29 protein-coding genes (1 of these 29 only partly in view) are annotated in these 26,729 nt (G+C 43.6%); 5 read left to right on the plus strand and 24 right to left on the minus strand.

Annotated features, from left to right (window positions below; translation table 11 throughout):
• The 7 genes from C4K46_RS01160 to ftsW form a co-directional block, all read right to left on the minus strand.
• Positions 1-1,567, minus strand: partial view of a GBS Bsp-like repeat-containing protein gene (locus tag C4K46_RS01160; RefSeq protein ID WP_209626528.1) — the 5' portion only. Its footprint begins 1,355 nt before the window's first position; the window shows 1,567 of its 2,922 coding nt (coding positions 1-1,567); the start codon lies at positions 1,565-1,567; the stop codon falls past the left edge of the window.
• Positions 1,568-1,636: 69 nt separating this feature from the next.
• Positions 1,637-2,395, minus strand: coding sequence for a triose-phosphate isomerase (tpiA, locus tag C4K46_RS01165; protein WP_209626530.1), 759 nt, complete (start codon positions 2,393-2,395; stop codon positions 1,637-1,639).
• 155 nt (positions 2,396-2,550) lie between these two features.
• Positions 2,551-3,747, minus strand: coding sequence for an elongation factor Tu (gene tuf, locus C4K46_RS01170; RefSeq protein ID WP_209626531.1), 1,197 nt, complete (start codon positions 3,745-3,747; stop codon positions 2,551-2,553).
• A 122-nt stretch (positions 3,748-3,869) separates the two neighbouring features.
• Positions 3,870-4,850: an anti sigma factor C-terminal domain-containing protein gene (locus C4K46_RS01175; protein WP_209626533.1), complete on the minus strand. Its 981-nt coding sequence runs from the start codon at positions 4,848-4,850 to the stop codon at positions 3,870-3,872.
• Positions 4,837-5,307, minus strand: a complete 471-nt coding sequence (locus tag C4K46_RS01180) for an RNA polymerase sigma factor (protein WP_209627106.1) — start codon at positions 5,305-5,307, stop codon at positions 4,837-4,839. Before C4K46_RS01180 ends, C4K46_RS01175 begins: the two co-directional genes overlap by 14 nt.
• Positions 5,308-6,129: 822 nt before the next feature.
• Positions 6,130-8,973 carry a phosphoenolpyruvate carboxylase gene (ppc, locus tag C4K46_RS01185; RefSeq protein WP_209626535.1) on the minus strand — a complete coding sequence of 948 codons (2,844 nt, stop codon included), beginning with the start codon at positions 8,971-8,973 and terminating at the stop codon, positions 6,130-6,132.
• Between the two features lie 44 nt (positions 8,974-9,017).
• Complete coding sequence (gene ftsW / locus C4K46_RS01190; protein ID WP_209626537.1) at positions 9,018-10,235, minus strand: cell division peptidoglycan polymerase FtsW; 1,218 nt, start codon at positions 10,233-10,235, stop codon at positions 9,018-9,020.
• A gap of 259 nt (positions 10,236-10,494) precedes the next feature.
• Here ftsW and C4K46_RS01195 point away from each other — a divergent pair, with 259 nt between their 5' ends.
• From C4K46_RS01195 to C4K46_RS01210, 4 genes are all read left to right on the plus strand, one after another.
• A complete protein-coding gene (locus C4K46_RS01195) occupies positions 10,495-11,337 on the plus strand; it encodes a glycoside hydrolase family 25 protein (RefSeq protein ID WP_209626538.1) in 843 nt (280 codons plus the stop codon).
• Between the two features lie 243 nt (positions 11,338-11,580).
• Positions 11,581-12,423, plus strand: a complete 843-nt coding sequence (locus tag C4K46_RS01200) for a DUF368 domain-containing protein (protein ID WP_209626540.1) — start codon at positions 11,581-11,583, stop codon at positions 12,421-12,423.
• Positions 12,423-12,899: an aminoacyl-tRNA deacylase gene (locus C4K46_RS01205; protein ID WP_209626542.1), complete on the plus strand. Its 477-nt coding sequence runs from the start codon at positions 12,423-12,425 to the stop codon at positions 12,897-12,899. Before C4K46_RS01200 ends, C4K46_RS01205 begins: the two co-directional genes overlap by 1 nt.
• Positions 12,900-12,947: 48 nt before the next feature.
• The gene (locus C4K46_RS01210) at positions 12,948-13,595 is read left to right on the plus strand and encodes a histidine phosphatase family protein (protein WP_209626543.1); all 648 of its coding nucleotides are present in this window, start codon (positions 12,948-12,950) and stop codon (positions 13,593-13,595) included.
• A 75-nt stretch (positions 13,596-13,670) separates the two neighbouring features.
• Here C4K46_RS01210 and C4K46_RS01215 read toward each other — a convergent pair whose 3' ends face one another.
• Genes C4K46_RS01215 through miaA form a run of 6 tightly spaced genes read right to left on the minus strand, consistent with a single transcriptional unit; the run spans position 13,671 to position 18,823 of the window.
• Positions 13,671-14,375: a class I SAM-dependent methyltransferase gene (locus C4K46_RS01215; protein WP_209626545.1), complete on the minus strand. Its 705-nt coding sequence runs from the start codon at positions 14,373-14,375 to the stop codon at positions 13,671-13,673.
• 9 nt (positions 14,376-14,384) lie between these two features.
• The gene (locus C4K46_RS01220; protein WP_209626547.1) at positions 14,385-15,140 is read right to left on the minus strand and encodes an SDR family NAD(P)-dependent oxidoreductase; all 756 of its coding nucleotides are present in this window, start codon (positions 15,138-15,140) and stop codon (positions 14,385-14,387) included.
• Positions 15,137-16,066, minus strand: coding sequence for a ribonuclease Z (gene rnz, locus C4K46_RS01225; RefSeq protein WP_209626549.1), 930 nt, complete (start codon positions 16,064-16,066; stop codon positions 15,137-15,139). The genes C4K46_RS01220 and rnz overlap by 4 nt, the downstream gene beginning before the upstream one ends.
• Positions 16,067-16,076: 10 nt before the next feature.
• The gene (locus C4K46_RS01230; protein WP_209626550.1) at positions 16,077-16,715 is read right to left on the minus strand and encodes a cystathionine beta-lyase; all 639 of its coding nucleotides are present in this window, start codon (positions 16,713-16,715) and stop codon (positions 16,077-16,079) included.
• Positions 16,708-17,946, minus strand: coding sequence for a GTPase HflX (gene hflX / locus C4K46_RS01235; protein ID WP_209626552.1), 1,239 nt, complete (start codon positions 17,944-17,946; stop codon positions 16,708-16,710). Before hflX ends, C4K46_RS01230 begins: the two co-directional genes overlap by 8 nt.
• A complete protein-coding gene (gene miaA, locus C4K46_RS01240; protein WP_209626554.1) occupies positions 17,939-18,823 on the minus strand; it encodes a tRNA (adenosine(37)-N6)-dimethylallyltransferase MiaA in 885 nt (294 codons plus the stop codon). Before miaA ends, hflX begins: the two co-directional genes overlap by 8 nt.
• 81 nt (positions 18,824-18,904) lie before the next feature.
• Between miaA and C4K46_RS01245 the strand changes: the two genes are divergently transcribed.
• Positions 18,905-19,075, plus strand: coding sequence for a DUF3042 family protein (locus C4K46_RS01245; protein ID WP_209626556.1), 171 nt, complete (start codon positions 18,905-18,907; stop codon positions 19,073-19,075).
• 80 nt (positions 19,076-19,155) lie between these two features.
• On the opposite strand, the gene C4K46_RS01250 is transcribed toward C4K46_RS01245, so the two are convergent.
• The 11 genes from C4K46_RS01250 to C4K46_RS01300 form a co-directional block, all read right to left on the minus strand.
• Positions 19,156-19,473, minus strand: a complete 318-nt coding sequence (locus C4K46_RS01250) for a hypothetical protein (RefSeq protein ID WP_209626558.1) — start codon at positions 19,471-19,473, stop codon at positions 19,156-19,158.
• A gap of 2 nt (positions 19,474-19,475) precedes the next feature.
• On the minus strand, positions 19,476-19,784 hold the full coding sequence (locus C4K46_RS01255; RefSeq protein WP_209626561.1) for a hypothetical protein: 309 nt from the start codon (positions 19,782-19,784) through the stop codon (positions 19,476-19,478).
• Between the two features lie 16 nt (positions 19,785-19,800).
• Positions 19,801-21,180: a hypothetical protein gene (locus C4K46_RS01260; RefSeq protein ID WP_209626563.1), complete on the minus strand. Its 1,380-nt coding sequence runs from the start codon at positions 21,178-21,180 to the stop codon at positions 19,801-19,803.
• Positions 21,171-21,782 carry a hypothetical protein gene (locus tag C4K46_RS01265; RefSeq protein WP_209627107.1) on the minus strand — a complete coding sequence of 204 codons (612 nt, stop codon included), beginning with the start codon at positions 21,780-21,782 and terminating at the stop codon, positions 21,171-21,173. Before C4K46_RS01265 ends, C4K46_RS01260 begins: the two co-directional genes overlap by 10 nt.
• A 97-nt stretch (positions 21,783-21,879) precedes the next feature.
• Positions 21,880-22,500 carry a hypothetical protein gene (locus tag C4K46_RS01270; protein WP_209626565.1) on the minus strand — a complete coding sequence of 207 codons (621 nt, stop codon included), beginning with the start codon at positions 22,498-22,500 and terminating at the stop codon, positions 21,880-21,882.
• 97 nt (positions 22,501-22,597) lie between these two features.
• Entirely contained in the window at positions 22,598-23,194 is a 597-nt protein-coding gene (locus C4K46_RS01275; RefSeq protein WP_209626567.1) for a hypothetical protein, read from the minus strand.
• 99 nt (positions 23,195-23,293) lie between these two features.
• Entirely contained in the window at positions 23,294-23,896 is a 603-nt protein-coding gene (locus tag C4K46_RS01280) for a hypothetical protein (RefSeq protein WP_209626569.1), read from the minus strand.
• A 177-nt stretch (positions 23,897-24,073) separates the two neighbouring features.
• Positions 24,074-24,439 carry a nuclear transport factor 2 family protein gene (locus tag C4K46_RS01285; RefSeq protein ID WP_209626570.1) on the minus strand — a complete coding sequence of 122 codons (366 nt, stop codon included), beginning with the start codon at positions 24,437-24,439 and terminating at the stop codon, positions 24,074-24,076.
• 120 nt (positions 24,440-24,559) lie between these two features.
• Positions 24,560-25,486: a helix-turn-helix transcriptional regulator gene (locus C4K46_RS01290; RefSeq protein ID WP_209626572.1), complete on the minus strand. Its 927-nt coding sequence runs from the start codon at positions 25,484-25,486 to the stop codon at positions 24,560-24,562.
• A 1-nt stretch (position 25,487) separates the two neighbouring features.
• Positions 25,488-25,961: a GNAT family N-acetyltransferase gene (locus C4K46_RS01295; protein ID WP_209626574.1), complete on the minus strand. Its 474-nt coding sequence runs from the start codon at positions 25,959-25,961 to the stop codon at positions 25,488-25,490.
• A 20-nt stretch (positions 25,962-25,981) separates the two neighbouring features.
• A complete protein-coding gene (locus tag C4K46_RS01300; protein WP_209626576.1) occupies positions 25,982-26,722 on the minus strand; it encodes a PHP domain-containing protein in 741 nt (246 codons plus the stop codon).
• Positions 26,723-26,729: the final 7 nt, after the last annotated feature.

The following is a 26,729-nucleotide window of genomic DNA, read 5'->3' on the forward strand; positions in this document are numbered from 1 at the left end:
GCCAAACTAGGTCATCTTGACCATTCTCACTAGACCAAACAGGAACTAAGACTTCCTTAATCCCCTTAGGACTATAAGCATCACTGACTACTACATCAAAACTGCCCGCATAAGTATCATTATTTTGAATGCTGACTTTTCCAGAAATAGGGGTAACTTTTCCAATCTCTACCTGCGCCTTAGTTCTAGCTACTCCTACCGTTTTACCATTATTTTGAGTATAGTACACATGTATGTGGTAAGTTCCAGTTGAATTCTTATGCTCGCTCGCCTTGACTGTTAGACGGTAGGTTCCATTCGCTTGTTTTACCGCTTTATGCCAAACCAAATCATCTTGGCCATTAACTTCTGACCAAGTAGGGATCATCACTTCTCTTACCCCAAAAGGTGCTGCCACATCTGAAACAACAACATCAAAAGTCCCTGCTAGACTATTATTATTTTCAATTGAAACTTTTCCTCGAAGCGTGTGTTTGGTAAAGCGACCGGTATAGTCTAGACTCTGGTCAAAGACATGTTTGCCTGCTAGGAGCTGGGCCTGGGATGTAAACTGCCAAGCACCTGCGCCATTGTTGTAGTTCAAAGCAGTTGCTGATTGCTGATTGAGATTTCTTGACGGGTATTGGGCCACCCAGAAATTTTGAAGGCCAAACTTGGCAGTCTGGACTGGCCCCTTGTTCCGCAGGTTGTTGTTATCAATCCAGCTAGCACTGGTATAGTACATCAAATTTGAGAAACCTAGTCGTTTCATCTCAGCCGCCCAAATCTGTGTATTAGGATTGATGTTGGTCTGCATCTTAGGGTCTTCCATATCATTGACCATCAAGGTCGTCATCGGAAGATTTAAGCTCTTGGCATGTTGGGCAAAGTAGTTAGCCTCAGCCCGAGCTGTCTCTGCTGATGTATAGTGAGAAAAGGCGTAGGCAGAGACCTGCAAACCAGCTGCTTGAGCATTTCTAATCTGATTTTGAGCATAAGGATTTTTGTAGCTGGTCCCTTCTGTCAGCTTGACCACGACACCTGTAATCCCCTTATTGACCAGTTGACGATAATCATCCACACTGATTTCACCATTGTGGCTACTTACATCAACAAAGCTACCTTTGGGCTCTACATGCTTGGGCGCTGTGCTAGAAGCTTGACTGTTAAAAAAGCGAGTCTGGCCTTGGGCCTTGTCCGCTTCTTCCTGCTTAGGGCTAGTCTCTTCTTGGCTGGACTCAGCCTTAGCAGGGTCTTCTTCTTCTTTCTTTTCCTCAGCCTTATCTGTCTCTTCTAAAGAAGAACTTGCTGCTGTCTCTTCCTTCTTCTCTTCTTGAATTGCCTCAGCTGACTTAGCTGATTCAGTTGCGGGCTTAGTCAAATCCGGAGTCAGACTGGCTGTTTGACTACTTGCCTGTTCCTGACTGGTTGTAAGGTTTTCTGAAGGAACTTCTAGACCTTCTCCCTTAGACTCACTTGTTTGGCTAAGAACAGCCTGCGGTGCTAAGTCCTCAGCGAAAACCTGCTGGGAACTGGCAGCCAAGAGAACTGCTGTACTAGCTAAATAAATTAAATCTTTTTTCCTCATTATTTTATCCATTCTCCCCTTTAATTTGAAAAGCTTGCCACCTTGCAGCAACAAGCTATTTTTATTCCTTTATTTTACAAAGTCAAGCAGGGCCAGGAAGCTCTCTGCTTCAAGTGAAGCACCACCAACCAAGGCACCATCAACATCTGGACAAGCCATGTAGGCTGCTACATTTTCGGGCTTAACAGAACCACCATACTGAACACGAACCTTGTCAGCAACTTCTTGACCAAAGTCAGCTGCCACAACATCACGAACAGCCTTACACATCTTTTGAGCATCATCTTCAGAAGCTGACTTACCAGTACCGATAGCCCAGATTGGCTCATAAGCGATAACAAGGGATGCTACTTGCTCAGCTGACAAGTCTTTAAGAGCTGCAGATACTTGAGCTCCTACAAACTCTACCGCTTTACCAGCTTCGTAGGTTTCAAGAGACTCACCACAACAGATGATTGGAGTTAGACCGTTGCGGAAGATAGCGTGTGCTTTCTTATTGATATCCTCATCTGTTTCATGGAAGTAGTCGCGACGTTCAGAGTGACCGATGACTACATAAGGAAGACCCATTTCAGCTAATACCTTAGGTGAATTTTCACCAGTAAAGGCTCCAGCGTCCTCAAAGTAACAGTTTTGAGCAGCAACTTTCAAGTTAGACCCCTTGGCTGCTTCTACAACGACAGCTAAATCCAAGGCCGGTGCTGCAATACCCGCTTCTACTAATTCTGAAGATGGCAATTTGCTTGCTACTGCCTCAACAAAAGCTTTTGCTTCTTGAGGGTTTTTGTTCATTTTCCAGTTTCCGGCGATAAATGGTTTACGTGACATTTCACATACCTCTTCTATTTTTATTTACGCCTTCTATTTTATCATAAATTCCTTGATAAATAAAGGCTCGTCATCAATTCGTAAAAAAAGAAAATCCTGCAAGCAGGATTTTCTCGTTGTCTGACTATAATTGTTTGTTTTGGAACTTAATTGAATTAAGCTTCGATTTCTGTAACCATACCTGAACCAACAGTACGTCCACCCTCACGGATAGAGAATGTAGTACCTTGTTCTACGGCGATTGGGTGAATCAACTCAACGTCGATTGTCACGTTATCACCAGGCATAACCATTTCAGTACCTGCAGGAAGTTCGATAGATCCTGTTACGTCAGTTGTACGGAAGTAGAACTGTGGACGGTAGTTGTTGAAGAATGGAGTGTGACGTCCACCTTCTTCTTTAGTAAGGATGTAGACTTCACCTTTAAATTTAGTGTGTGGGTTGATTGAACCTGGCTTAGCAATAACTTGTCCACGTTCGATTTCGTCACGTTGGATACCACGAAGAAGCACACCTACGTTATCTCCAGCAAGACCTTCGTCCAATTGCTTACGGAACATTTCAACACCAGTAACAACAGCTTTTTGGATTTCTTCCTTGATACCAACGATTTCGATTTCGTCGTTAACTTTAACGATACCACGGTCGATACGTCCTGAAGCAACAGTACCACGTCCAGTGATTGAGAATACGTCCTCGACTGGAAGAAGGAGTGGCTTGTCAGTGTCACGTTCTGGTTCTGGAATGTACTCATCAACAGTGTTCATCAATTCCATGATGATGTCTTCGTGAGCTGTGTCACCTTCAAGAGCTTTAAGAGCTGAACCTTGGATAACTGGAAGATCGTCACCTGGGAAGTCGTATTCGCTAAGAAGGTCACGGATTTCCATTTCAACCAATTCAAGCAATTCTTCGTCATCAACCAAGTCAACCTTGTTCATGAAGACGATCAAGTGCTTAACACCAACTTGGCGTGAAAGAAGGATGTGCTCACGAGTTTGTGGCATTGGTCCGTCAGTTGAAGCAACTACAAGGATCGCACCGTCCATTTGAGCGGCACCAGTGATCATGTTTTTAACGTAGTCCGCGTGTCCTGGAGCGTCGATGTGAGCGTAGTGACGTTTTTCAGTTTCGTACTCAACGTGCGCAGTGTTGATGGTGATTCCGCGTTCGCGTTCTTCTGGAGCAGCATCGATAGAAGCGTAATCTTTTGGTTGGTTAACTGAACTTGGAAGACGACGTGCAAGTACAGTTGTGATTGCTGCAGTCAAGGTAGTTTTACCGTGGTCAACGTGTCCAATAGTACCAATGTTAACGTGCGGTTTACTACGATCGTATTTTTCTTTTGCCATTTGAGTAAAAGCCTCCAATAAAATATATTTTATAAGCAGACAGTAGGCAATACAGTCTAACTTTCCTTACTATTTTATCAAATTCCCGCAAAAATGCAAGTCTTTACACACTTTTTTTCAGATTATTCTTTTTCTAACTGATAGTAGGGTTGATTTAAGGTCGAAGCTCCGATACTAGAGGCAAAAATCCAGTCTTTATTTTCCAGCTGGGCGAAGTTTTCCGCCTTTCCAGTCAGAATAACACCAGAGAACTTAGCTTTTTCCAGGCTAGGCTGCTTTTTTTCAATATCTGCCAATTCTTTTGAAGTCTGGTAACGCTCTTCATCACCTACTCTGAGTCCGAACTCACCGTATTTTGAATCCTGAATTTTTTGGAGATTATTTTTGAAATGCCCAAAGGATTGAGCAGGGTTTTTTTCGTCCAAATACAGGCCATAAAGCTGGTCCACTGACATCTTAGAACTATCATAATCTGAATAAGTCCCTAGCCAATACCAATTCTTCTTAAGATTTTGAGGCAAGATTTTTTGTAACTCCTCATAGGAATAAGGCCTATCAAAGGTCAATGCTAACTCCACTAGCTGGCCTGGCATTTCCTTAACCAGTGGCAATTCCTTGCTGGGGCTAGTCTGGGTTTCTTCTTTTCCATAGCGGACACGAAGATTAAAAAATACAGGCGATTTAAGTAGCTTTTCTCGTGTATATACGATTCCTTTTTTAGCCTCATTTTCACTAAAGCTTAATAGACTATCCGAATTCAGATCGCCAGAAAAATATTGAGGGTTCAAATAAACTATCTGTGATTCATAAGGGATCTTGACTCCATCTAGGTCCTTTATCCGATCAAGCTTGAGGATACTAGTATAGGAGCCAGTGGCAGTTGTCCGCTGTTCAGCAAGCTCAATATTAGGATAGGCTATGGCTGATGTACTTTCATAGAAAGACCTTGCTCTAAAAAATTGGTTAGTCTGCATTCTCCCTAACAGTATATGAAGCCCCAATAATAGCCCCAAACTAAGCACAACCACCCCAAAGGACCAGGCGATAATGCGTTTAATATTTCTTTTTTTACTTTTCTTGGCTGCAAGTTCAAATGTTTCCATTATGATACCCCTTTTCTTCCAAATTGCGGCGCAGTTTTTTGCGACTGCGCATGAGCTGAATTTTGACTTTGCTGACAGAGTAAGACATGATTTGAGCAATTTCTTTGATGGTGAAATTTTGAAAATAATATAAGTCAATCAAGGCTGCCTCCGCCTCTGGTAATTTCGCCACTTCTTCTGCCAGGAAATCATAGTCCTCATTCTCAAAAGGATTGACTTGATTATTTATAAAAAATTCCTTCTGTAAAATTTCCATATAACGCTTTTGCCGTCGGTAGCAGTCAATATAGCGACGGATAGAAACCCGATACATCCAAGCTCGCATCTTTTGAGCTGGAATAATTAAATCAGCTTCTAGCATTTTTACAAAAACATCTTGAACGACATCTTCTGCCTCTGCCTTTGAAGCACCCGAGCGCTGAAGATAGGAAACAATCTCACGCGCAAAGCCCAGCAATGCTTTTTCATAATCATCTAATTTAATAAGACCATCTCCTCTCTTCACTAGTAAAACGAATCAGGGGCCAATTTGGTTACAGGATATAGAAAAAAATCGGAAAAATCCGACTTTTTTATTTTTTGGCCTATAACAGTAGTGTAGTTTCTAGCAAGTGGGCTCGTGACTTGCATTTCTGACAGCATCTATGGGGCTAGATAGGAAGCAGTCTACGAAGGGGCTAGTAACAAACCTAGACGCAGTAGACATCTGCTTGTAGGTGGCGCTAACGCTCACCTCCAAGCTAGTTGTCCTTGCGGGGGTTTCAAACAGTCCAGTGGACTGTTTGAAGGCTAGCCGACAGACTCAAAAGCTAGCAAGTTCGACCGCCTATTTTTTTCCGTAGCCCTTGCGAGTTTCACTCGCTTAGGGATATGGATGCTGGCGAGAGGAACTCTCGCGCAGTGCTCTTGTTTTTCGACATTTTTCAAGCAAAACGATATTTTTTGCTTGAAAAATTAGTGCAGACTGTAGAAAGGGCACGTTAGTGGCTTTCGTTTCAGAGCATTGCGTTTCGCAATAGCGATGAAGCAGTCTGTCAACGGGCTTGGTATCTTATAATTGAACACGCCCTAAAAACGTCGGAAAAAAGATAATTGCTCCTAGGAGCTTAAGGCTCCAGCACCACAATTCCTATTTTTCTCTCGTTTTCTTAACGGGCTTAGTATCTTACAAATTGAACACGGGCTAAAAGCTCGGAATTTAGATGAAATTTCCTAGGTTCTGAAGAACCTTCGTCAATTTCCCTAAAATTCTAGTCGCTTTTTATACGCCCTTTGTATCTTATCCCGAATTGCGAAGTCCGGTAGCAATTCCGTTAATGGTGATATGAATCAGTCTTTCTTGGTCGGCTGAAAGCTCTCCGCGACGTTGACGTTTGATGAGCTCCAGCTGAATGTAGTTGAGCACATTGAAGTAAGGCATGCGGTAATCCAGACTATCCTTGAGATAGTGGTTTTCTTCCAAGAGGTCATCATAACCTTCAATAGCTAGGATAACGTCCTTGGTTAATTGCCATTCATCTAGGATAATGTGGAAAATATCTTGAACTTCCTTGTCCTCACAGAGCTGGGCATATTCAAAGGCGATGTTCATATTAGACTTGGATAGAACCATATCGACATTGGATAAGAGGGACTTAAAGAAAGGCCACTGCTTATACATCTTATGGAGGAAGGCCAGATTATTTTCTGGATCCTGGTCGATATACTCCTTAAAGCTAGATCCAACCCCGTACCAACCTGGGAACATGACCCGACTTTGGGACCATGAAAAGACCCAAGGAATAGCTCTTAGACCACCGATTTCGGTAATGGTTTTGCGGGCGGCTGGTCTAGATCCGATATTAAAGCTGGAAATGGCCTTAATCGGGCTAGACTCAAAGAAATAGTCATAAAAACGTTCATTGCCAAAGACCAAATCCCGATAGATTTGATAGCTCCGTCCCACTACCTGGTCCATAATCTGCTCATACTTGTTAGAAGTATGAGTATCACTTTTCTTGCGGGTAACCATCCGGTTGATAGAGGCCGAAACCAACATTTCTAGATTGTAGTAAGCGGCATCCTTATTCCCATATTTATTACCAATCACCTCTCCTTGCTCGGTCAAGCGGATACGGTCATTGATACTGCGTAGGGGTTGGGAAGTAATGGCTTCATAGGTTGGTCCCCCACCGCGACCAACTGTTCCCCCACGACCATGGAAGAAGGTGATTTTCACTCCGAACTCATCGCCAATGGCAGTTAGCTGCTGTTGGGCCTTATAGAGGGTCCAGCAAGAAGAGAGGTAACCACCGTCCTTATTGCTGTCAGAATAACCCAGCATAATTTCCTGGTAGTTATTTTTAGAGGCAATCCATTTTTGAGCAATCGGCAGAGACAGGTACTTCTTCATGGTATCACAAGAATTATCCAAGTCTTCAATGGTTTCAAAGAGAGGGACAATCTGTACTCGGGCTTGCTCTTCATCAATCAGGCCGACTTCTTTTAGCATAATTGCTAACTCCAAGAGGTCGGATACGCTGGTTGAATGGGAGATGATGTTTTGCTTAATCACCTCTTCACCCAGGACATCCTTAAGCTCACGCGCTGTTTCAAAGATGGCCAACTCCTTCTCCAGGAGCTCTGACTTCTTGGTATGGGTGGCCGAAAGGATACGGGGATCCTCCAAAAGCTGGGTCAGCAAGACCTGGCACTTGTCCTCTTCGGACAGGCTACTATAATCTTCAACGATATTGGCTGCTGCTAGAAGCTCTGCCACACAGGCTTCATGGACACTAGAGTCTTGCCGCATATCAATGCTAGCCAAGAAGAAGCCAAAGATGTCAACTGCCTGAATCAGCTCGGTCAAGTCTCCCGTAATCAAGGCCTCGCCATTGTTTTCTAGCAGGGATTCCCTGATTAGGAGCAGGTCCTCCTTGAAATCTTGGGCGGTCTTGTAAGAAGGCACCCTTTCCTTTTTAAAATCAGCCAGGGCATCTTGCAGGCGACCTTGGAGGTAGTTAGGAATAATCTCCTTATCATTGCTGTTAAGCTTGAGACTGGTATTTTGCTCCAGAGCTGTTTCCAGCAAATTGCTCTTGTGACCAGTCGCTGAGAAATTGCCCCCCTTGAGATAAATCAGGGTCTGAATCAGCCTAGACTGGATATAGTGGAAGGCCCGGCGATAGGGCTCGTTTTCCCGATAAACAGAGGTGTCGTCCGAACGAGCAGCCATTTCAGCTACTGCTGGGCTGACCTCAGACATATTGGTCGAGAGTGAAAAGGTCCGATAGAGCACTGAAATCTTATCAATATAGTGGTTGAGGATAACCTCACTTTGCACCATGGCTGAAAGTCTAAGGGTTTCTGCTGTTACAAAAGGATTACCGTCTCGGTCTCCCCCAATCCACATGCCCATGGTAATCGGCTTGGGATTTTCCAGCTCAATTCCCTTGGCGGCAGCCAAGTCCTTGTATTCAAGAACCAGGTTGGTAATGGCCTGGAGGAAGGAACTATTGTAATACTCCATTACATTGGTAATTTCATTGGTTACCTTGAGTTTCTTTTCCCGAATCATATCGGTTTGCATCATGATTTCGATATAGCGACGCAGGTTCTTATACCACTTCTCCTTGTTGACAAGACCAGACTTGACATCACGATGTTGCCGCAAGAGGTTATGAATATGATTGGTCAAGTCTAGCATGGTCTTACGCTGGACCTGGGTCGGATGGGCAGTCAAGACCGGAACAATATTAAGGTGCTCTAAAATTTCTGCCGCATCTTCTCTCGTTGACATCAAATCAATAGTGGTCGATAGCTTGCCTAAATAATCTTGGTCGATATTATTTTGACGGTTAATTTCATAGGCCAAGTCCACGTCTTCTGAAATATTGATCAGCAGAGGCAAGATGGAGAAATAGCGGGAGATATAGACCATCTCATCAGTTGTTAGATCTTGGACAATTTCCTTCAAGCCTTGATAGTCTGAACGGATAGCCAAATCCTTCATGGTGAAAATCTTTTCAAATGTTTCTTGGCTCAGGATATTGCGGGTCACATCGGCCAGCAAATCGGTCAAAATCGTAACTTCTTCGCGGATAACTTCTTTATTGTTGTGACTTTCTAATTTATTAAGTGACATGTTTATACCTTTCAATCATCTGCACGAGCTAGTCCCTTTTAGGTCTAGCCATGATAAGTGTCTTCTAATTCCCGATAGAGACTATCGCGCTTTTCATTGGCATCAATATTTAGCACAAAGGCGATGGCTACCGAGAGAACCAGGAGACTGTTTCCCCCTTGCGAGAGAAAAGGGAAGGTGACTCCCGTTGAGGGGATGAGACCTGAAATACCTCCGATATTGATGAAGGTCTGCATCAGCATCATTCCACCAACACCCAGAGCCATCATCGAATTAAAGGGATTCTTGGCCCGAATACCAACCAGGATAATCCTTAGAATCAAAAAGAAGAGCAGGGCCAATATCAAGCTAGCCCCTACAAAACCAAACTCCTCAATCACAATGGAAAATACAAAGTCGGTTTGGGCTTCTGGTAGATAGCCTCTTTTTTCAATGGAGTTTCCTAGCCCCAGACCAAACCAGCCACCATTACTCATGGCATAGTAGGAATTGGCCAACTGGTGACCTGCCCCAGACAGGTCTTCAAAGGGATTGAAGAAGGCACTGAAGCGCTTGGCCACATAACCAAAGACTGGAATCTTGGCTACCCGATCGACTCCCATAACCCAGATACTCCCTAAAATAACTGAAGCAAAGGCAACAATGGTCATCAGAATGGTTGAAAACCAGCGATAAGCAATGCCGCTGACAGAAACCATTATCAGGGCGGTCAAAATCAAGATGGTCGCATTTCCCAAATCGGGCAAAATAGCAACTAGGCCGATTAAAATCAAGCTAATCCAGCGCCAGTCATTAAGAGCTCTAGGAATCAGTTGATTTTTGGTTAGGGACTGGTAGTCATAAACCTCTATCTCCTCTTGGCGCCGGGAAAAAGTATAGGCCAAAAACCAGACTAGGATAATCTTTAAATACTCGGCCGGCTGGATACTAATGGGCCCTAGACGTAGCCAACCATGGGCTCCATTGACCCTGGCTCCGACAAAGCGAGATAAAAGCAGCAAAACCACTTCAATTGCAATCACAAAGAAAATGAACTGCCGCTTCTTTAGAAAGTTTAATTTAATCTTATAAATAAAGCTAATGGCTATTAAACTAATCAACCAGAAAATCCCCTGATTGAGGACCGAACCAAAAGAGCTGGCCCCTATCTGGACTAAGGTCGCACTGGTTGTCGAATAGACCACAATCAGACCCAGAACAGATAAAATCAAATAGGGAATCAAGATGGAGTAATTTAATAGGTGTCGTTTATCAATTTTCATACTTCACCAAAATTCTCAAAATTCAGACTTATTATATCATTTTTCCCAGTGAAAAAAAAGTCCTACCTGGGCTAGCAGGCCACTTTCTCCCACCTTTGGCAGGGAATTTTAGCAAGCTTTTCTGAGGACCCCCATTTTAGAAACCGCCTTCTTTGCCTGTCTGATGCTATATTTCAGAATTGTGACAATCATACATTTGCGTTAAAATAAATCTATTATTTTTGCTTTTTCCCCTTTTTTAAGTTAAAATAGGAACAGTATGAGAAAAAGGCTAAAACCACTTGTTGTCCTTATTTTCTTTGTCGGCTTTATCTCCAGTCTCTTGATTAGTCGGCAATTCATTCCTAAAGTAAGGCAGCAAGAAAAAAGGACTGAGGTAGAGACCCTACCTTCAAGCTCACCTGAGACCAATCCAGCAGATTTGACCAAACCCATTATCGATCTGTCTGGTTGGCAACTACCAAGTGAGATTAACTACGACCAACTATCACAAAACATTTCTGGAGCCATTATCCGAATTCAGAGCGGCTCGTATACCAAGAAGGAAAACACTGCGACCTATGCCAACGGACTGGACAAGTCTTACAAGACCCACATCCAGGAGTTTCAAAAGCGTAATGTCCCCGTGGCAGTCTATGCTTATGTAGCAGCGGCTAATATCAAGGAAATGGAAAAGGAAGCTGAAAGTTTCTACAAGGCTGCCTCAAAATACAACCCCACCTACTACTGGCTAGATGTCGAAGAAAAGACCATGCCCGATATGAATGCTGGGGTAGAGGCCTTTCGAGCCAAGTTAGAATCTCTAGGGGCTAAAAAAATCGGGCTTTATATCGGGACTTATTTCATGGAAGAACATAGTATCTCTACTGAAAAGTTTTCTGCTATTTGGATTCCCACCTATGGTAGCGATAATGGCTACTATAATGCTGCCCCCCAGACAGACATCAACTATGACCTGCACCAATATACTTCCCAGGGCTCCATTTCTGGCTTTCCCCATATTGTTGACTTAAACCAACTATCACCTCTTAAGGATCGCTCAGAAACCTTTGCCAAACTTTTCGGCCAAGAAGAAAGCAAAAACGATAAAAAGACTCAATAGAAGCTAGGCTTTAGGCTAGTTTCTATTTTTATTGCTAGAGATTTTAGATCAGCTACTTCTAGAGGGGACAAGACCTGCCAACTAGCTAGTCCTGACTTCTTTTTCTTTCTTCTTGAGTCCTAATTTTTTGAACTTAACTACTACTTTTCGCTCTGGCAATGTGATATAATGTAAGTTATGCTAGGATTTATTTGAGATTTTACTCTTTAAAAATAAAATTTAAACCTACTAAAAGGAGATGACATGCTTTCTTGGTTCACAAGAATTCTAAAAGGAATTATTATTGCTTTGGGGTTTATTCTACCGGGGATTTCTGGTGGTGTGCTGGCCGCTATTTTAGGCATTTATGAACGACTAATCAAGTTTCTCGCCCACATCCACAAGGATTTCAAGGAAAACCTACTCTACTTTTTACCGGTCGGACTGGGTATGGTGCTAGGAATCGCCCTCTTCTCCCTACCAGTTGAGTACCTCCTGGACCACTACAAGGTACCGGTCCTTTGGGGCTTTGCTGGAGCAATCCTGGGAACCCTACCTAGCTTATGGAGCGATGCCAAGAAAAAAAGTGCCAGAGACGGGCTGGACTGGTTTATTCTGGTCACAACCTTTTTGCTATCTGGCCTTCTACTCTATTTCCTAAATAGTCTAGTCGGAACCCTGCCGGCCAACTTCTGGACCTTTATTTTGGCCGGGGCCTTGATTGCCCTAGGAGTTCTGATTCCGGGGCTGAGTCCCTCCAATCTCCTCTTAATTTTGGGGCTCTACTCTCCCATGCTGGTTGGCTTTAAATCGCTGGATTTGCTGGGGACCTTTTTCCCCATCGCCTTGGGCGGAGCCTTAGCCCTGATTGCCTTTTCTAAGCTGATGGACTACGCTCTAAAAAACTACCACTCTCGTATCTATCATTTTATTATCGGCCTGGTCCTATCCAGCACCCTCCTAATTCTAATCCCTAATTCCAACAATCCAGAAAGCATCTCCTATGCAGGCATTTCTTTAGGAAGTCTGGCTATTTCTGTCCTGGCTCTGGGCCTAGGGATTTGGCTGGGCTACTGGATGAGTGGACTGGAAGAGAAGTATAAATAATGGCTAAAAAAACAAAAATAAAAAAGACCTTGGTTGAGCAGATTTTAACAAAGGCCAAGATTGAACATGAGGGTCTAATTATAGAGGCCCTCAAGGCAGGTGCTTCATCTGAATTTGCTGGCAGTAAAATTTATAAGACCCTGGCCCTCAAGGGTGATAAGACAGGTCCCTTGATTGGGATTATCCCTTTGGATCAACACTTGTCCGAGAAAAAATTGGCCAAGGCTTCTGCTAATAAAAAAGTAGCCATGATTCCCCAAAAGGAACTTGAAAAAACGACAGGCTACGTCCATGGGGCCAATAATCCCGTCGGTATTCGGCAAAAACATGCCTTTCCGATTTTTATCGAGCAGACGGCCCTAACAGAGGAAAAAATCATTGTTTCAGCTGGTGAGTTGGGACGTAGCATTGCTATCAATCCTAGAGACCTGGCCGACTTTGTTGAGGCTAGCTTTGCCGATATTCTAGCCGACTAGAAAAGAAAGATTAAGAAAAAGAAAACAAGAAAGAGGTTAAACACTTACATGAAACTTTACTTTGTCCGTCATGGGCGTACGCAATGGAATGAGGAAGGACGCTTTCAGGGAGCTGGCGGCGATTCCCCCCTGCTTGAAACAGCTATTGAGGAGCTTCATCTTTTGGGCAAGCACATGGCCCAAATCAAGTTTGATAAGATTTTCTCTAGCGATTTAGAGCGGGCTGTGAGAACTGCTGAAATCCTCAGCCAGGACAATGACTTTCCTCAAAATGTAGAAACCCATGAAGAACTGAGAGAATGGCAGCTAGGGAGCCTAGAGGGGCAGAAAATCGCTACTATTGCCGCCATCTATCCCAATCAAATGGAGGCCTTTCGCCACAATCTAGCCAAGTTTAACAACTCTATCTTTGGGGCAGAGTCAGTCTATCACATGACCAAGCGGACCATCGACTTTATCAAGTCGCAAAAGGGCAAGGACTACCAAAATCTACTTTTTGTGGGGCATGGCGCCAATCTGACCGCTTCTCTCCGCTCGCTCTTGGGCTATGATTATGCCTTACTCCGCCAAGGTGGAGGGCTGAAAAACTCTTCTGTAACCATTTTAGAAACCGAGGACTTTGAAAACTTCAAGCTCCTGGAATGGAACAATGTGGACCATCTGGAAAGACTGGAAAAAGAAAGCTTGAAGGCTTAAGTAAAATAAAAGAAAACTAGACCCTACTTCCATCTTACTTAAAAGAGATGGAGTTGGGGTCTAGTTTTTTAATGACTAAATTTTTCTAAGCCATAGATGTTGGAAGGCTGCGATATCCCGGTAAGGGGATTGGTCATAGACAGCTAACTCCATGCCCAATAAGTTTTCATGCCAGTCAGGTACAGTCTTAAATTCATTTATCTGGAGGCCGTAGAAAACTCGAATCCCTTGATAGTCTTGAATTTCCAAGGGTAAGTCCTGGGTGACATCTTCAAGCTTATACAAATGGGCCTCTCCCATACTATGGGTTTGATAGGCTTGACCAGCCTCTAAGGCTCTGGCCTTTTTAATATTATTTTCAAAGACCACAGCCTGCATAATCCGCCCGACTTGATTGTGCTTGATGAGCGAGACTTTCCCACCTACTTTTAGCAAACGAGCAAACTCCTTTAAATAGCTAGCAGGATCCTCAACATACTCCAAGACATTATGGCAAATAATGATATCAAAGGAAGCGTCAGGCAGCTGGTCCAGCACTTCTATACTGCCACAGACTTGCTCATAATCATAGGTGTCTTTGCGCTCATTTATCAACTGCTGATTGGGCTCGACAGCTAAAACTTGATTTTTCTGGGCCAGGAAGTTGCTGACTATGCCAAAGCCCGAACCAAAATCCAAAATTTTCTGATTCTCAAGGTTGATAAGTTGTTGAAAGACAATCTCATAGTAGAGTTGTCCCCAAGGTTCTTGTATATATTTTTTATATTCCTGTAAATCCATCACTTATCCTCACTTATAATTAAAAAGTTTCCCAGCCAGATAATCGGCTGTTTTAGGAAAGAGAGTATAAAGCTTATGGGCTAAGTGAAGAAGAAGAGGCAGATTAAGCTCTCTTTTCTTACTGCCCAAGGCCTTGACGATTTTTTTTGCCACTAGAGGGGCTTCTAGGATATAGCGTTCGACCGCCTTGATATAGGTCCCTGCTGGATCAGCCTGGTCGAAAAAGTTGGTTCTAATCGGGCCAGGATTAACAGTCAAAACCTGGACCTGGTAGGGGGCTAGCTCCAAGCGCAGGGCATTGGAAAAGCCGATGGCCGCAAACTTAGTGGCCGAGTAAAGACTTGATTTGGCGCTGGCAATCAAGCCGGCCATACTGACAATATTAACAATCTGACCGCGTCTAACCTCCTTCATCTGCTGGCCAAACAGGCGCGACAAGGTTATCAGGGCAAAGGTATTGACATTGAACATCTGGCGCATCTGGCTAGCCGATAACTTGTCAAAATCCTCAAAGAGACCATAGCCGGCATTGTTAATCAAAATATCAAGCGGGCCATACTGTTCATAAATCTCTTGGCTGAATGCTTCCAAGGCCTGGTCCTCTTGGAGGTCCAGCTCAAATAAATGGCAGTTGGCTAAGCTCCCATAAAGCTTCTCTAGTCTAGCCTTGCTACGGCCAACTAAAATCAGGCGGTCTTCTGGCAAGAACTTGACTAGTTCTTGAGCCAGACCACCACTGGCTCCTGTGATTAGAATGGTTCTCATATTTCTACTTCTTCCAAATCCTTGACTAGGTGAACCTGATCAAAAATACTTGCTGCATCCTTGCGCATCTGGCTGATGTCCTTGGCTAAAAAACGGGCACTGATGTGGTTGAGCAAAAGTCGCTTGGCTCCGGCTTCCTTGGCTACTTGGGCTGCCTGCATATTGGTTGAATGTCCATGCTTGCCAGCGATTCTCTCGTCTCCTCTAGCGTAGGTCGACTCGTGGACCAGGACATCTGCGGCCACAGCCAAACGAACACTAGCATTGGTCTTTCTGGTATCTCCTAAAATGGTAATGACCTTACCAGGGCGCGGGGGCTGGATATAGTCTGCCGCAATGATTTTTTGACCATTGTCTAGGACCACATCCTGGCCTTTTTTGATTTGGCCAAAAAGGGGACCAAAGGGGACACCGGCTGCTCTTAGCTTATCTGCTTCTAAGCTCCCTTCCAAATCCTTTTGGCGAATGCGGTAGCCGACACAAAAGATGGTATGGTCCAGAGCTTCCGCATGGACGGTGAAATGGTCAGTCTCTAAAATCTGACCCAGACTATTGGCATCAAATTCATGGAAAATCAGCCGGTAGGGCAGGCGCGAGCCTGAAACCTTAAGGCTGGTCTGAACAAATTTCTTGATGCCTTGGGGGCCATAGATTTCAAGATCTGTCTGCTCCTCACTGGCTTGAAAAGACCGGCTGGCCAGAAAGCCGGGTAGGCCTAAAATATGGTCTCCATGGAGGTGGGTAATGAAAATCTTACTAATCTTACGGGGCTTAATATTGGTCTCTAAAATGCGGTGCTGGGTCCCTTCTCCACAGTCAAACATCCAGACTTCATTGATTTCATCTAAGAGTTTGAGGACTAGACTGGATACATTGCGGGTCTTAGAGGGTTGGCCGGCACTGGTTCCTAAAAATTGTAGTTGCATATCTTTCTTTCTATCTGATATAAATAATAGCTTTGCGCTCCTGGTAGCCATAGGCCAGCTGGCTAGATTCCAGCTCAAGGAGGCGGGTTTGGGCGACTTCTAGCACTTCTTCTTGGTTATAACCTGAGATTTTTTGCTGGCCATTAGCCAAGACCTCTAAGCTGGTCAGGTCGGTCAAGGACCGACTCTCTAAGACCGACTCCTGTTTTAGCGGCTGCATATAGATTTTTCCCTGCTCCTCATAGACCCAGTAGTGGGGGAAGATTTGGGCAAGTTCAAAGAAGAGGCGGGGTCCAAACTCTTCTTGTTTTTCGGAAAATACGCAGGCCAACTCTTGCTGGTCGAGATAGGAGTAACCAAAGGACTTGCCCGATAAATTGAGCCTTACAAAGGGCTTGGGCTCGCTAAAGTCTGGCTCGGGCTCAAAGAGGTCCAGCTTACAAGTCAACTCAAAAAAATAGTCGGTCGCTGCTTGAGGGCCCTGTTTTTGGTAGAGTTCGGCAAAATAGGCATTGATGACACTAGGTGGCGGCGTGATAAAGGCCAGCTTTTGCTCCTCGGTCAAGCCCTCCAAGACCCCAGTAAGATAGACCTTATCGAGACTGGTAAAACCGCCGTATTTGAGGGCTAATTCCAAATAATCAATCATAAAATTTTTCCAACCTCCATTTATTGGCTTCAGCCAGGTAGCCCCAAATCACTTCCCTATCCTCCTCATAATTGCGCTTTTCAATCAAGGCTAGCCTTTCTAGGTCATGCAAGAGATAGGCCTGGTCTGGTCTTACGCTCAATTTAAAGGGAAGGAAAAACTCCTTTATTTTCTCAAGCAAGGCCTCCTGGAGCCTTTCCTTGGCCTGGTCTGCCTTGGCCGACAAGAGTAGATAAGGGGTCTGGGTCGGGGTGAAATTTTGGACCAAATCAGCCTTATTATAAAGGGTCAGGCAGGGAATATCCACCATTCCCAAATCCTGCATCAAACTTAAAACCGTCTCCTCGTGCTCCTCATGGTAGGGACTGCTGGCATCAATCACATGAATCAACAAATCAACTTCCTTGCTCTCCTCCAGGGTTGACTTGAAACTCGAAACCAACTCGGTCGGCAGGTCCTGGATAAAGCCAACCGTATCGGTAATGGTCGCCTGAAAATGCCCGTCTAGATTAAACTGTTTGGTGGTCGCGTCCAAGGTGGCAAAGAGCTGGTCTGCCTCATACTGCTCCTTTTGGGTCAGGACATTCATAATGGTCGATTTCCCTGCATTGGTATAGCCGATTAGACCAATCTTAAAGGTAGTCGAAGCCAGTCTTTTCTCCCTGATTCGGGCCCGATTTTTGGCAACCTCCTTGAGCTGTCTTTCAATATCCGAAATCTGATGACGGATACTGCGCCGGTTAAGCTCTAACTGACTTTCCCCAGGACCTCTTGAACCGATGCCTCCTGCTTGACGACTCAGCATGATTCCCTGGCCGACCAGGCGGGGCAGCATGTATTTGAGCTGGGCTAGATGAACTTGTAACTTGCCCTCATGACTACGAGCCCTGAGGGCAAAAATGTCTAAAATGAGCTGCATACGGTCTAAGACCTTGATGCCTAGTTCCCTTTCTAAATTGAGGTTTTGCCTAGGAGTCAGGCGGTTGTTGACAATCAGACTGGAAATCTCATCGGCCTCAATTCGCTCCTTGAGCTCCAGCAATTTCCCAGATCCGACAAAGGTACGACTATCATAGCTTTCTCGCTTTTGCTGGTAGCTGTCAACCACCTGGGCCCCAGCCGTTTGAGCCAGACTAGCCAACTCTTCCATGGAGGAGGCAAAATGGGGCTGGTGGGCCAGTTCTACACCAACCAAAAGGACACGTTCTTGCTGTTTCTTTGTTTCAATCATGTAAAAATCCTTTGACTTCTTGAATAATTTTCTCCCTATAAGTAGGGTCTGATAGTTGGTAGAAGTCAACCTGCATGCGGTTTTTAAACCAGGTAAGCTGGCGTTTGGCAAAGCGGCGGGTATTTTGCTTAATCTGCTCGATTGCTTGCTCCAAAGTCACCTCCCCCTCAAAGTAGGGAAAGAGCTCCTTATAGCCAATGCCCCTGGTCGCCTGGGCCTTAGGCGCCCTTTCATAGAGCCACTTGGCTTCAGCCACAAGACCAGCCTCTACCATCTGATCCACCCTTTGATTGATGCGCTCGTAGAGCTGGGACCGTTCATCATTCAGGCCAATAACCAAAGCCTCATAGGCCGGTTTTTGATTGCTTAAATCTTGGCCAAAGCGGGCTAGCTCCAGAGCACGAATAGCCCTGCGGCGGTTGATTTGCTTAATCTCTATCCTCGCCTCCTCCACCATTTCAAATAAAAGCTGGTCGCTCAACTTTTCCAAGTCTTTTCGATAAGCCAGGACTTCCTGGTGAGGAGCCTGGCCCCCTAAATGGTAGCCCTCCAAGAGACTTTGGAGATAGAGCCCCGTTCCTCCGGCAATGATGACTAACTTGCCTCTTTGGCTGATAGTCTCAATAGCTCGCCTAGCCTCTGTCACAAAATCATGGGCCGAATAGCTCTCGCTAATCTCTCGCACATCGATTAGATGGTGGGGAATGAGGGCCTGCTCCTCAGGGCTGACCTTGGCTGTCCCAATATCCAGACCTCGATAGACCTGCTGACTATCCCCGCTGATGATTTCAGCCTCAAATAATTGGGCCAAATCCAGACTAAGGGCTGTTTTCCCTACGGCCGTCGGGCCAACGATTACGATTATCTTAGTTTTCATCTTTTTCCTTGAAAAAATTCTGTTTTTTCGTTACTATATATTATAACATAAAAAAATCAAGTTCAGAAAAGGAGAATTGACATGGCTAAAGGATTTGGTAAGGGTGTCTTGACCGGTGTAGCTGGTACAGTCGCTGCTGTGGCTGGTGCTGTCTATGCTTTCAAGAAAAAAGTCATCGAACCAGAAGAAAAAAAAGCTGCTTTTATCGAAGAAAATCGTAAAAAAGCTGCTCGCCGTCGTGTATCACACTAAGCGTCCGGCCTAAATAAAGACAAACAAAAACTAGGTCACTCCTAGTTTTTTCTTTTTCATGCTTGATTTGGACTTGCTCCTTATCGACTATCTTGCTCTTTTTCTAAGCGCTCCACTGCCTGGCGATGCTCCCTAGCATAATGGTCGCGGGTCTCAACTAAGCGACTTTCTTCTTGCTTGATAAAGTCCTCATAGGCCTGCAGATTGCTCTCTAACTGGCCTTGATAGTAGGCCATATCCTCCTTAGGGAGTTCTTGGCAGAGGTAGCGGACTTGTTCTATAAGGTCATCGGTCTGCCTCTTGACCTGCCAACGACTAGACTCTAATTCCAATTCATAATCATCTAATTTTCGGGCTTTCTGACGATAGTCCCAGTCAAGGTCGGCTAAGTTTTTCATGATTAAACCTCCTGGATGGGATTGCTAAAGCTAGGGCGGGCCAGTCCGCCGAGATAGGACTTGGCTGCTTGGGCTGCTTGACCTTCAAAACCTGCTTCCAAACTAGCTGGTAGGCTAGTTGCTGTAAAGCTTTGAAGCTCATTGGCCAGACCCTCTAAACGACTATCTAGCTTATTTTTTTCAGCTAGAAAAAGAGATTTCTTAGCAGCTACCAAAGCCTGAATGGCAATTCTTTCTTGATTTTTCATCAGCTGGCGATGAAGCTCATACATTTCATCTTTACTTAAATCCGGATCGTTAATAATTTGCACAGCTTCTCTCCTTTACTTATTCAAATATTAGAGCATTTGCTTTATCCACTTCTTCCAAGCGATTGGCGGCCTGATTGATATTGGTCGAAAAAGTTTCCAACTGACTTTTAGTTGTAGCCATGGCCGCAAGACTAGTAGCCTCATTGCCTGTCGACCAGACCTTGTCAATGCTAAGCGGGGCTAGCAGTTCTTCCACCTCGGCCACCGATAAAAAGTTAGCCAGACCAAAGGCCTCTGTCCGCAGTTGACTAATCAGGGCGGTCATCTGGATATAGGCATCGGAAAATTCTTTTTGCAGGGCCAAATCATAAATCTGCCCTTGGAGGCTGGCCGTATTTGCCACCTCTTGCACCAGCTCCTTTCTTAGGAAGATGCGGGTTTTTGAGTCGTTAGTATAGCCTAATCTGGTCTGCAAGTTAGTAATGTTGACCTGGCTATTGGCAAGTTTAGTACCTAGTTGGTCTTTAACACTGGCAAAAGCCCCATAGGTTTTCTTATACTCATCAATATAGGTCTGGGGGTCGGTACTATCAAACCAGGTATCGGGCTTATTCCAGACTGTTTCCTTGGCCTTTTCAGCCTTATACTTAGCAATCTTGCGCACTTGCTCTTCGGTCATACCCGAGCAGAATTGGTTATTTTTGACATAGTGGTCAATATCAAGTCCATTGCCTTTAAGATGGACAAAAGACGCTTTGTGACCCGAACCTTCTACCTCACGAACTTGTCCATAGGGGATAATCCCTGCAAAACCGTCGATAATGGTCGTATTATTCTCTGAGTCACTGTAACTAGTAGAATGTTTCTTTAGATAGGCCCTATCTTTTTTAGTAATCTCTGTTTCTCCTGCTCCGGTAGAGCCCCATACTGGTGCTCCTGCCTTGGTCAGGACTTGACCAAGGGGACTATCAAATAAATCAGTGGCCGCGACCCCGCCCCAGTCCATAAAATTAGTGACCTTGGGAACCCCTTCCTCAGCCGCAATCTTAGCTACCGGAGGAGCCGACTGACTAAAGCCAGACATATTGGAAATTTGGCCTTGGTGGGGCTGAATTTTCTTTTCGGTATCATCATAGAACTGCCTGATATCCTTATATTGGGCAGACATGCCATTTCGTGCTCCTAGGGCATTAGCTGTAGAGACAAGATGATTGGCATAGTTACCACTAAAATCACTAACTGGTTGAGTGCCGGCCACAACAATGGTCGTCTGGGAATAGTCGGGCTGGCCCTCGGCATTTAAAGGAGCAACCGCAATGGCTTGGGTGACTTTGTTGACAGAATTTATAACTTTATACTTTTTGCCTGTTTCAGTAGTGAGAGAGGGTTTGTTTTGCTTTATGTTTTCTAAAAATTCTAATTGAATTTCTTGAACCTCTTGATCATTTAATGCCATTTCCAATGCTCTCCTTTCTTGATTTCTGTATTATAGCTAACTTTCGCTTGGGGACTACCGGCTTGGTCTTTTTTAATATCCTTTAATTGCCTATCTGCAACCAAAGCTTCTATATTTTCATCTATTTTTGAGCTATAAGTAAGTCGCGCCTCCTTTGGCAGATGTTTTTCTTTTGATACATCTATTGTCCTACCACTTTCCAAATCTGTGAGCTCAATAACTTCTTCATCTGCACCGTCAAAGTCTACTGTTAGTCCTCCTAAAAGACCATAACCTCCATAATCATTCTCCCCAATACTTCTCCCCAAATAAGCCTTATCGCCATAATTATCATAAAGGACTGGTACTACTTTAGCTGTAAACATAGTGTGACCATCGCCCCCGCTAATAAAAATCGGGGAAAATTCTATTTTACTGACCCCAGAATAATTTTCTTTTATGTAAGTTGCGATTTGCTCCTCATAGAGTTGGAAGCCGTGCTGATAGAGCTTGACACCTTTGGCGTCCAAGATTGTGCCCACGCCTTGAGATTGATAGACCATAAAACCGATACCTCCTAGAATAGCTACAAGAAGCAAAATGAGGGAAAGTTTTTTCTTCATCTGCTCTCCTTTCACAAGAAACCTTATCTTTATTATACCATTTTTAGCTGACTTCATGTTCTAAATTGTTAGAAAATCAAGTCAACTAGAAAAGAGATTAGGGTCGCCATTTGGTATAATCTCCTTCCCTAATTTCTATATTATAGCTAACTTTAACTTGGGGACTACCGGCTTTATTCTTTTTAACATCTTTTAATTGACCGTCTTTTACTAAGGCTTCTATATTATCGTCCATTTCAGGGTCATAGGTAATTTTTGCTTCTTTAGGTAAGTTTTTAGATTTCGACACATCAATTTCTTGGTCTGTGGCAGAATCAGACAAATAAATCACTTCCTCATCGGCACCGTCAAAGTCTAAGGCAGATATTCCGTGTAACAAACCATATCTAGCATAAATACGATTACCTATAGTTCCACCTAGAATAGCTTTATTGCCATTATTATCATAAAGGACTGGCACGATATTGGCTGTGTGCATGGTGTATCTACCGTCCCCTCTGACAAAAATCGGTGAAAATTCTATCTTACTAACGCCAGAATAATTTTCTTTTATGTAAGTTGCGATTTGTTCCTCATAGAGTTGGAAGCCGTGTTGATAGAGCTTGACGCCTTTGGCGTCCAAAATTGTACCCACGCCTTGAGATTGATAGACCATAAAACCGATACCTCCTGCAATAACTAGTACAATGAGAACAATGATTGAAACTTTTTTCTTCATCTTTTCTCCTTTCACAAGAAACCTTATCTCTATTATATCATTTTTAGCTGGCCTCATGTTCTAAAATGTTAGAAAATCAAGTCAACTAGAAAAGAGATTAGGGTTGCCAGTTAGTATAATCTCCTTCCTTAATTTCTGTATTATAGACAACCTTAGCTTTAGAACTTCCTGCCTCATCCTTTTTGACATCTTTTAATTGCCCGTCTGCAACCAAAGCTTCTATATTCTCGTCAATCTTAAAGCTATAAGGCAATTTAGCTTTCTCCGGTAGATGCTGATATTTAGATACATCTATTTCTTTGGTTTCTCCCACCTGAAGGTCAATGATTTCTTCTCCATAACTACCCAAATGTAAATCAATATCCCCTCCAAAGCCATAAGAAGCGTACATTGTATTTCCTATTTGTCCTCCTAGTTTGGCTTTATTTCCATGATTATCATATATTGCAGCTACTACATCTGCAGTAGCTATCGTATATTTATTATCTCCCCCCACAAAAATCGGAGAAAATTCTATTTTACTGACACCTGAATAATTTTCTTTTATGTAAGTTGCGATTTGTTCTTCTAATAGCTGAAAACCGTGTTTATATAGCTGTTCTTTACGTTGATGACTCATATACATACTTCCTCCGATAATAACAATGCCTGCAAGGACAATAAAACTAATAATAGCAATCAGTATTTTCTTCATCTTTTCTCCTTTCGGTAGAAAATTCTCAACTCTATTATACCATTTTTAGCTGACTTCATGTTCTAAATTGTTAGAAAATCAAGTCAACTAGAAAAGAGATTAAGGTTGCCATTGACTATAATCTCCTTCCTTGATTTCTGTATTGTAAACTATTTTAATTTCAGGGCTACCTTGTTCGCTTTTTATCACATCTTTCAATATTTTATTTTTTACAAATAAATCAATATTTTCATCAATATCCGTATCATACTGTACTTTAGCTTTTTTAGGTAAATGTTTGTCTTTGGATACTTCAATTTCTTGACCTGAGGCAGAATCTGATAAATAAATGACTTCTTCATCTGCACCATCAAAATCGAGATCCGATATGCCATGTAACAAACCATATCTGGCATAAACACGTTCCCCTATCTTTCCACCTAATTTAGCCTTATTTCCATGATTATCGTAAATAACTGGAACAACATTAGCAGTAGCTATCGTATATTTATTGTCTCCCTCTGTAAAAATTGGAGAAAACTCTATTTTACTAACTCCAGTATAATTTTCCTTAATGTAAGTCGCGATTTGTTCTTCATAAAGCTGAAAACCATGTTTATATAGCTGTTCTTTACGTTGATGACTCATGTACATACTCCCTCCGATAATAACAATGCCTGCAAGGACAATAAAACTAAGAATACCGATAATTATTTTTTTCATACTTTCTCCTTGTTCAGAGATTTTCTAAGCCTATTAGACCACTTTTTTAGCTTATCTTATGTTCCAAAATGTTCTAATCTATTTTTGGCCAAATCTCTTTGTTTTTTTAACTTCTTGGTTTGATAAGATTAGGCAGATTAAAAGAGCCTAGCTGGGCTAGACTCTGCTTGTTTATTCTTACTGGGCCTGCATGAATTTTTGGAAAGCTTGGATATCGAAGTAGATGGTTGAGGCAATCATTTTTCCTTCTGGGTTAAAGACTAGAAATTCAGCCACTTCTAGCTCCAAGGTTTGGCCAACAGGTGAAGTGAGATAGTAACGGTTGATGGCTGCGGCCTTTAAGCCTTCAACAAGCAGGCTCTTGACCTCTAATTTTTGACTAAGGGCATAGAACTGGCCTGCTCCCTTGAGGTAGGCTTCCTTGCCTTTCCTGACCTTTTGGCTGTCGCACATACCGTAAGTAAAGTCTTCTGCGATATAGTCTTCCCAGCCACCTTGATTGACAGCTGCAAAATAGTTTTCTGTGATTTGTTTGGTATCCATAGGTCCTCCTAGATAAAGTAAAGTGCTAGTTTGACTAGCCTAGTTTTAAAAAGCAAGACTAATCCTACTTCTTACTGGCCAGCTTTTGCTGACTTTTTTATTATACAAAAAGCAATATGACTAAAGGCTGTCATATTGCTCCAAATTTTTTTGTAAATCTTCAAGAATTTGCTGGCGGAGTTTTGCTGGCTTCCTGACCTTGAGGGTCTGACCAAAAGAGAGCAGGGTTTGCAGGAAAGTTCTATCTAGGGCTCGTTGGCACTTAACCAGAATTATCTGCTCTTGCTCATCAATTTCTTCCTGTTTAAAATAATCGTAGAGTCTAGGCAGGGCCCCTTTAGAAAATTCTAATTCCACCTCTTCCTTGAACGGCTTGAAGGAGCTGAGATCGGGATTGAGTTTTGCTTCCAAGTCAGCTAAGTCTAGACTGGGATAGGCTGCTGGGTCAAAGCTTGTCTCACTCAGTCTCAGCTCTCTCATTCGACTAAGTTTGAAAAAGCGAAAGTCTTTTCTAGTCAGACAGTAACCAAAAATATACCAGGCATTCAGCTTGAAGACTAGATGGTAGGGCACCAGGCTCCTTTGGCTGGTCTCCTGCTTTTTGGAAAGGTAGCGAAAGTACAGGAGACGCTTTTCCTCCAAGGCCTGATCCAACTGTTGCAGGTAGGTCCGATCAATTTCCCAGGAATCAAAGTCGAAATAATAGGGGCTTTGACTGGCCCCCAGATGGAGGCTAGCTAGCTTATGCTCCAAGGGAGCAGCCTGCTTGTGACCCAGGATTTGGCTGATGGTGCGACTGATATTTAAGACCAAATCCTTCTCTTCCTGGGTGAAAAAAGTCTTGTCCAACTTATAGTCGTCTGGGATATAAAAGCCCCCCTTATCTCCACGTTCAGAATAGATGGGAACTCCAGCTAGGCTGAGGCTATCTAAATCTCGGTAGATGGTTCGGGTGCTGACCTGAAAGGTTTCAGCCAGGTCCTTGGCCTTGATTTGCCTCTTGGCTAGTAGGGCCAATAAAATGTAAATCATTCTTTCTAACTTCATCTTACTTATCTTCTAAATGATAGACCATGAGATAGTCGGTCTCCCTTTCCTCTACAAGTTGGAAGCCTAGCCAGCGGTACCAAGCCGCAGCTGGATTATCCTTGGATACCGATAGGGAGAGCTGTTTATAGGCACGCGCTTTTAACTCTTCAAACATAGCTCTCATCAGCTGGCTTCCCAGTCCCTGGCCCCGATAGGCCGGCAAAAGTGAAATGGATAAGGAGGGGGTCTGGTCATCTAGGTAGCCGTAATCTTTCATCAAGCGCACCCAGACTGAACCGACCACTTGTCCAGCTTGCTCGACAACCAGGGCCAAGTCTCCCTCCTTTTGCCCAAAATCCTCAATATAGAGCTGTAATTCAGGCAAATCAATTATTGCCCTATCTGGGGCTGGAACTCCTGGGGGCAAAAAGATTGCCTGATAGAGAAACTCAGCCAATAGGGGGATTTCTGAACTTTTTAAGGGTCTAATCATTTACTCCTCCGCATCTAAAACTAAATCAAGAGGGATTGGTCAATCCCAAACTCCGCCAGTAGTTCCTCTATTTTATCAAAATTCAGGCGAAAATGCTCTAGTTTATGTCCGTCTGAGCCAACAGAGAATTTCTGGCAACCCAAATCACAAACCAGCTGGAGGGCATAGCGGTAGAGGGCTTCATTTTGATAGAGGTAGATGGACTTACAATTTAACTCAAAGGCTAGGCCATAGTCAATCATCTTTTGGAACAGCTCCACCAACTGGGGCCTAAATTTAGCCAAATCAGCAGGAGTCAAGTCGAGCCTACGAAAGGCATAATCAAAATGCGCCAAAACATGGGCTGGTACCCGCTCGATGGCTTTTTCTAAGTCGGCCAAATACTGGGGAATGAGCTGGTCCTTATCCAGGTCTAAAACGGCATCTTCTAGATAGTCAAATTGGCCATTATGGTGGACCGATAGGAGCTTTAAGTCATAGTCCTTATCTGCTAGGTAGGCTAATATATCAGCCTCTCTGGGAGCGTAGTAGCCGATTTCAATCCCTCTTTTGAGGCGGTTACCATAGACTTGCTTGAGACGCTCGATTTCTAAGGAATAGGCCTGATAGTCTGGCACTTCATCTCTTAGCTCGCCACCATAGGGATTGGATAAGTCAAAATGCTCTGTGGTGATAATCTGGCCATCATAGTGGTCTAGATAGTCGGTGATTTGACCATCAGAATCATAAGAAAAATAACTGTGTAAATGGTTATCGCGCATGCTTCTC

This window comes from Streptococcus oricebi (assembly GCF_017883985.1).
Lineage (GTDB): Bacteria > Bacillota > Bacilli > Lactobacillales > Streptococcaceae > Streptococcus > Streptococcus oricebi.

What these genes read in the sequence shown, in the direction of transcription:
- C4K46_RS01300 (WP_209626576.1), bottom strand. Translation starts at nt 26,722, where the DNA reads ATGCGCGATAACCATTTACACAGTTATTTTTCTTATGATTCTGATGGT.
- tpiA (WP_209626530.1), bottom strand. Translation starts at nt 2,395, where the DNA reads ATGTCACGTAAACCATTTATCGCCGGAAACTGGAAAATGAACAAAAAC.
- C4K46_RS01230 (WP_209626550.1), bottom strand. Translation starts at nt 16,715, where the DNA reads ATGATTGATTATTTGGAATTAGCCCTCAAATACGGCGGTTTTACCAGT.
- C4K46_RS01280 (WP_209626569.1), bottom strand. Translation starts at nt 23,896, where the DNA reads ATGAAAAAAATAATTATCGGTATTCTTAGTTTTATTGTCCTTGCAGGC.
- C4K46_RS01295 (WP_209626574.1), bottom strand. Translation starts at nt 25,961, where the DNA reads ATGATTAGACCCTTAAAAAGTTCAGAAATCCCCCTATTGGCTGAGTTT.
- C4K46_RS01200 (WP_209626540.1), top strand. Translation starts at nt 11,581, where the DNA reads ATGCTTTCTTGGTTCACAAGAATTCTAAAAGGAATTATTATTGCTTTG.
- C4K46_RS01220 (WP_209626547.1), bottom strand. Translation starts at nt 15,140, where the DNA reads ATGAGAACCATTCTAATCACAGGAGCCAGTGGTGGTCTGGCTCAAGAA.
- C4K46_RS01270 (WP_209626565.1), bottom strand. Translation starts at nt 22,500, where the DNA reads ATGAAGAAAAAAGTTTCAATCATTGTTCTCATTGTACTAGTTATTGCA.
- C4K46_RS01195 (WP_209626538.1), top strand. Translation starts at nt 10,495, where the DNA reads ATGAGAAAAAGGCTAAAACCACTTGTTGTCCTTATTTTCTTTGTCGGC.
- tuf (WP_209626531.1), bottom strand. Translation starts at nt 3,747, where the DNA reads ATGGCAAAAGAAAAATACGATCGTAGTAAACCGCACGTTAACATTGGT.
- C4K46_RS01250 (WP_209626558.1), bottom strand. Translation starts at nt 19,473, where the DNA reads ATGAAAAACTTAGCCGACCTTGACTGGGACTATCGTCAGAAAGCCCGA.
- C4K46_RS01205 (WP_209626542.1), top strand. Translation starts at nt 12,423, where the DNA reads ATGGCTAAAAAAACAAAAATAAAAAAGACCTTGGTTGAGCAGATTTTA.
- C4K46_RS01285 (WP_209626570.1), bottom strand. Translation starts at nt 24,439, where the DNA reads ATGGATACCAAACAAATCACAGAAAACTATTTTGCAGCTGTCAATCAA.
- miaA (WP_209626554.1), bottom strand. Translation starts at nt 18,823, where the DNA reads ATGAAAACTAAGATAATCGTAATCGTTGGCCCGACGGCCGTAGGGAAA.
- hflX (WP_209626552.1), bottom strand. Translation starts at nt 17,946, where the DNA reads ATGATTGAAACAAAGAAACAGCAAGAACGTGTCCTTTTGGTTGGTGTA.
- rnz (WP_209626549.1), bottom strand. Translation starts at nt 16,066, where the DNA reads ATGCAACTACAATTTTTAGGAACCAGTGCCGGCCAACCCTCTAAGACC.
- ftsW (WP_209626537.1), bottom strand. Translation starts at nt 10,235, where the DNA reads ATGAAAATTGATAAACGACACCTATTAAATTACTCCATCTTGATTCCC.
- C4K46_RS01215 (WP_209626545.1), bottom strand. Translation starts at nt 14,375, where the DNA reads ATGGATTTACAGGAATATAAAAAATATATACAAGAACCTTGGGGACAA.
- C4K46_RS01290 (WP_209626572.1), bottom strand. Translation starts at nt 25,486, where the DNA reads ATGAAGTTAGAAAGAATGATTTACATTTTATTGGCCCTACTAGCCAAG.
- ppc (WP_209626535.1), bottom strand. Translation starts at nt 8,973, where the DNA reads ATGTCACTTAATAAATTAGAAAGTCACAACAATAAAGAAGTTATCCGC.
- C4K46_RS01245 (WP_209626556.1), top strand. Translation starts at nt 18,905, where the DNA reads ATGGCTAAAGGATTTGGTAAGGGTGTCTTGACCGGTGTAGCTGGTACA.
- C4K46_RS01275 (WP_209626567.1), bottom strand. Translation starts at nt 23,194, where the DNA reads ATGAAGAAAATACTGATTGCTATTATTAGTTTTATTGTCCTTGCAGGC.
- C4K46_RS01265 (WP_209627107.1), bottom strand. Translation starts at nt 21,782, where the DNA reads ATGAAGAAAAAACTTTCCCTCATTTTGCTTCTTGTAGCTATTCTAGGA.
- C4K46_RS01175 (WP_209626533.1), bottom strand. Translation starts at nt 4,850, where the DNA reads ATGGAAACATTTGAACTTGCAGCCAAGAAAAGTAAAAAAAGAAATATT.
- C4K46_RS01260 (WP_209626563.1), bottom strand. Translation starts at nt 21,180, where the DNA reads ATGGCATTAAATGATCAAGAGGTTCAAGAAATTCAATTAGAATTTTTA.
- C4K46_RS01210 (WP_209626543.1), top strand. Translation starts at nt 12,948, where the DNA reads ATGAAACTTTACTTTGTCCGTCATGGGCGTACGCAATGGAATGAGGAA.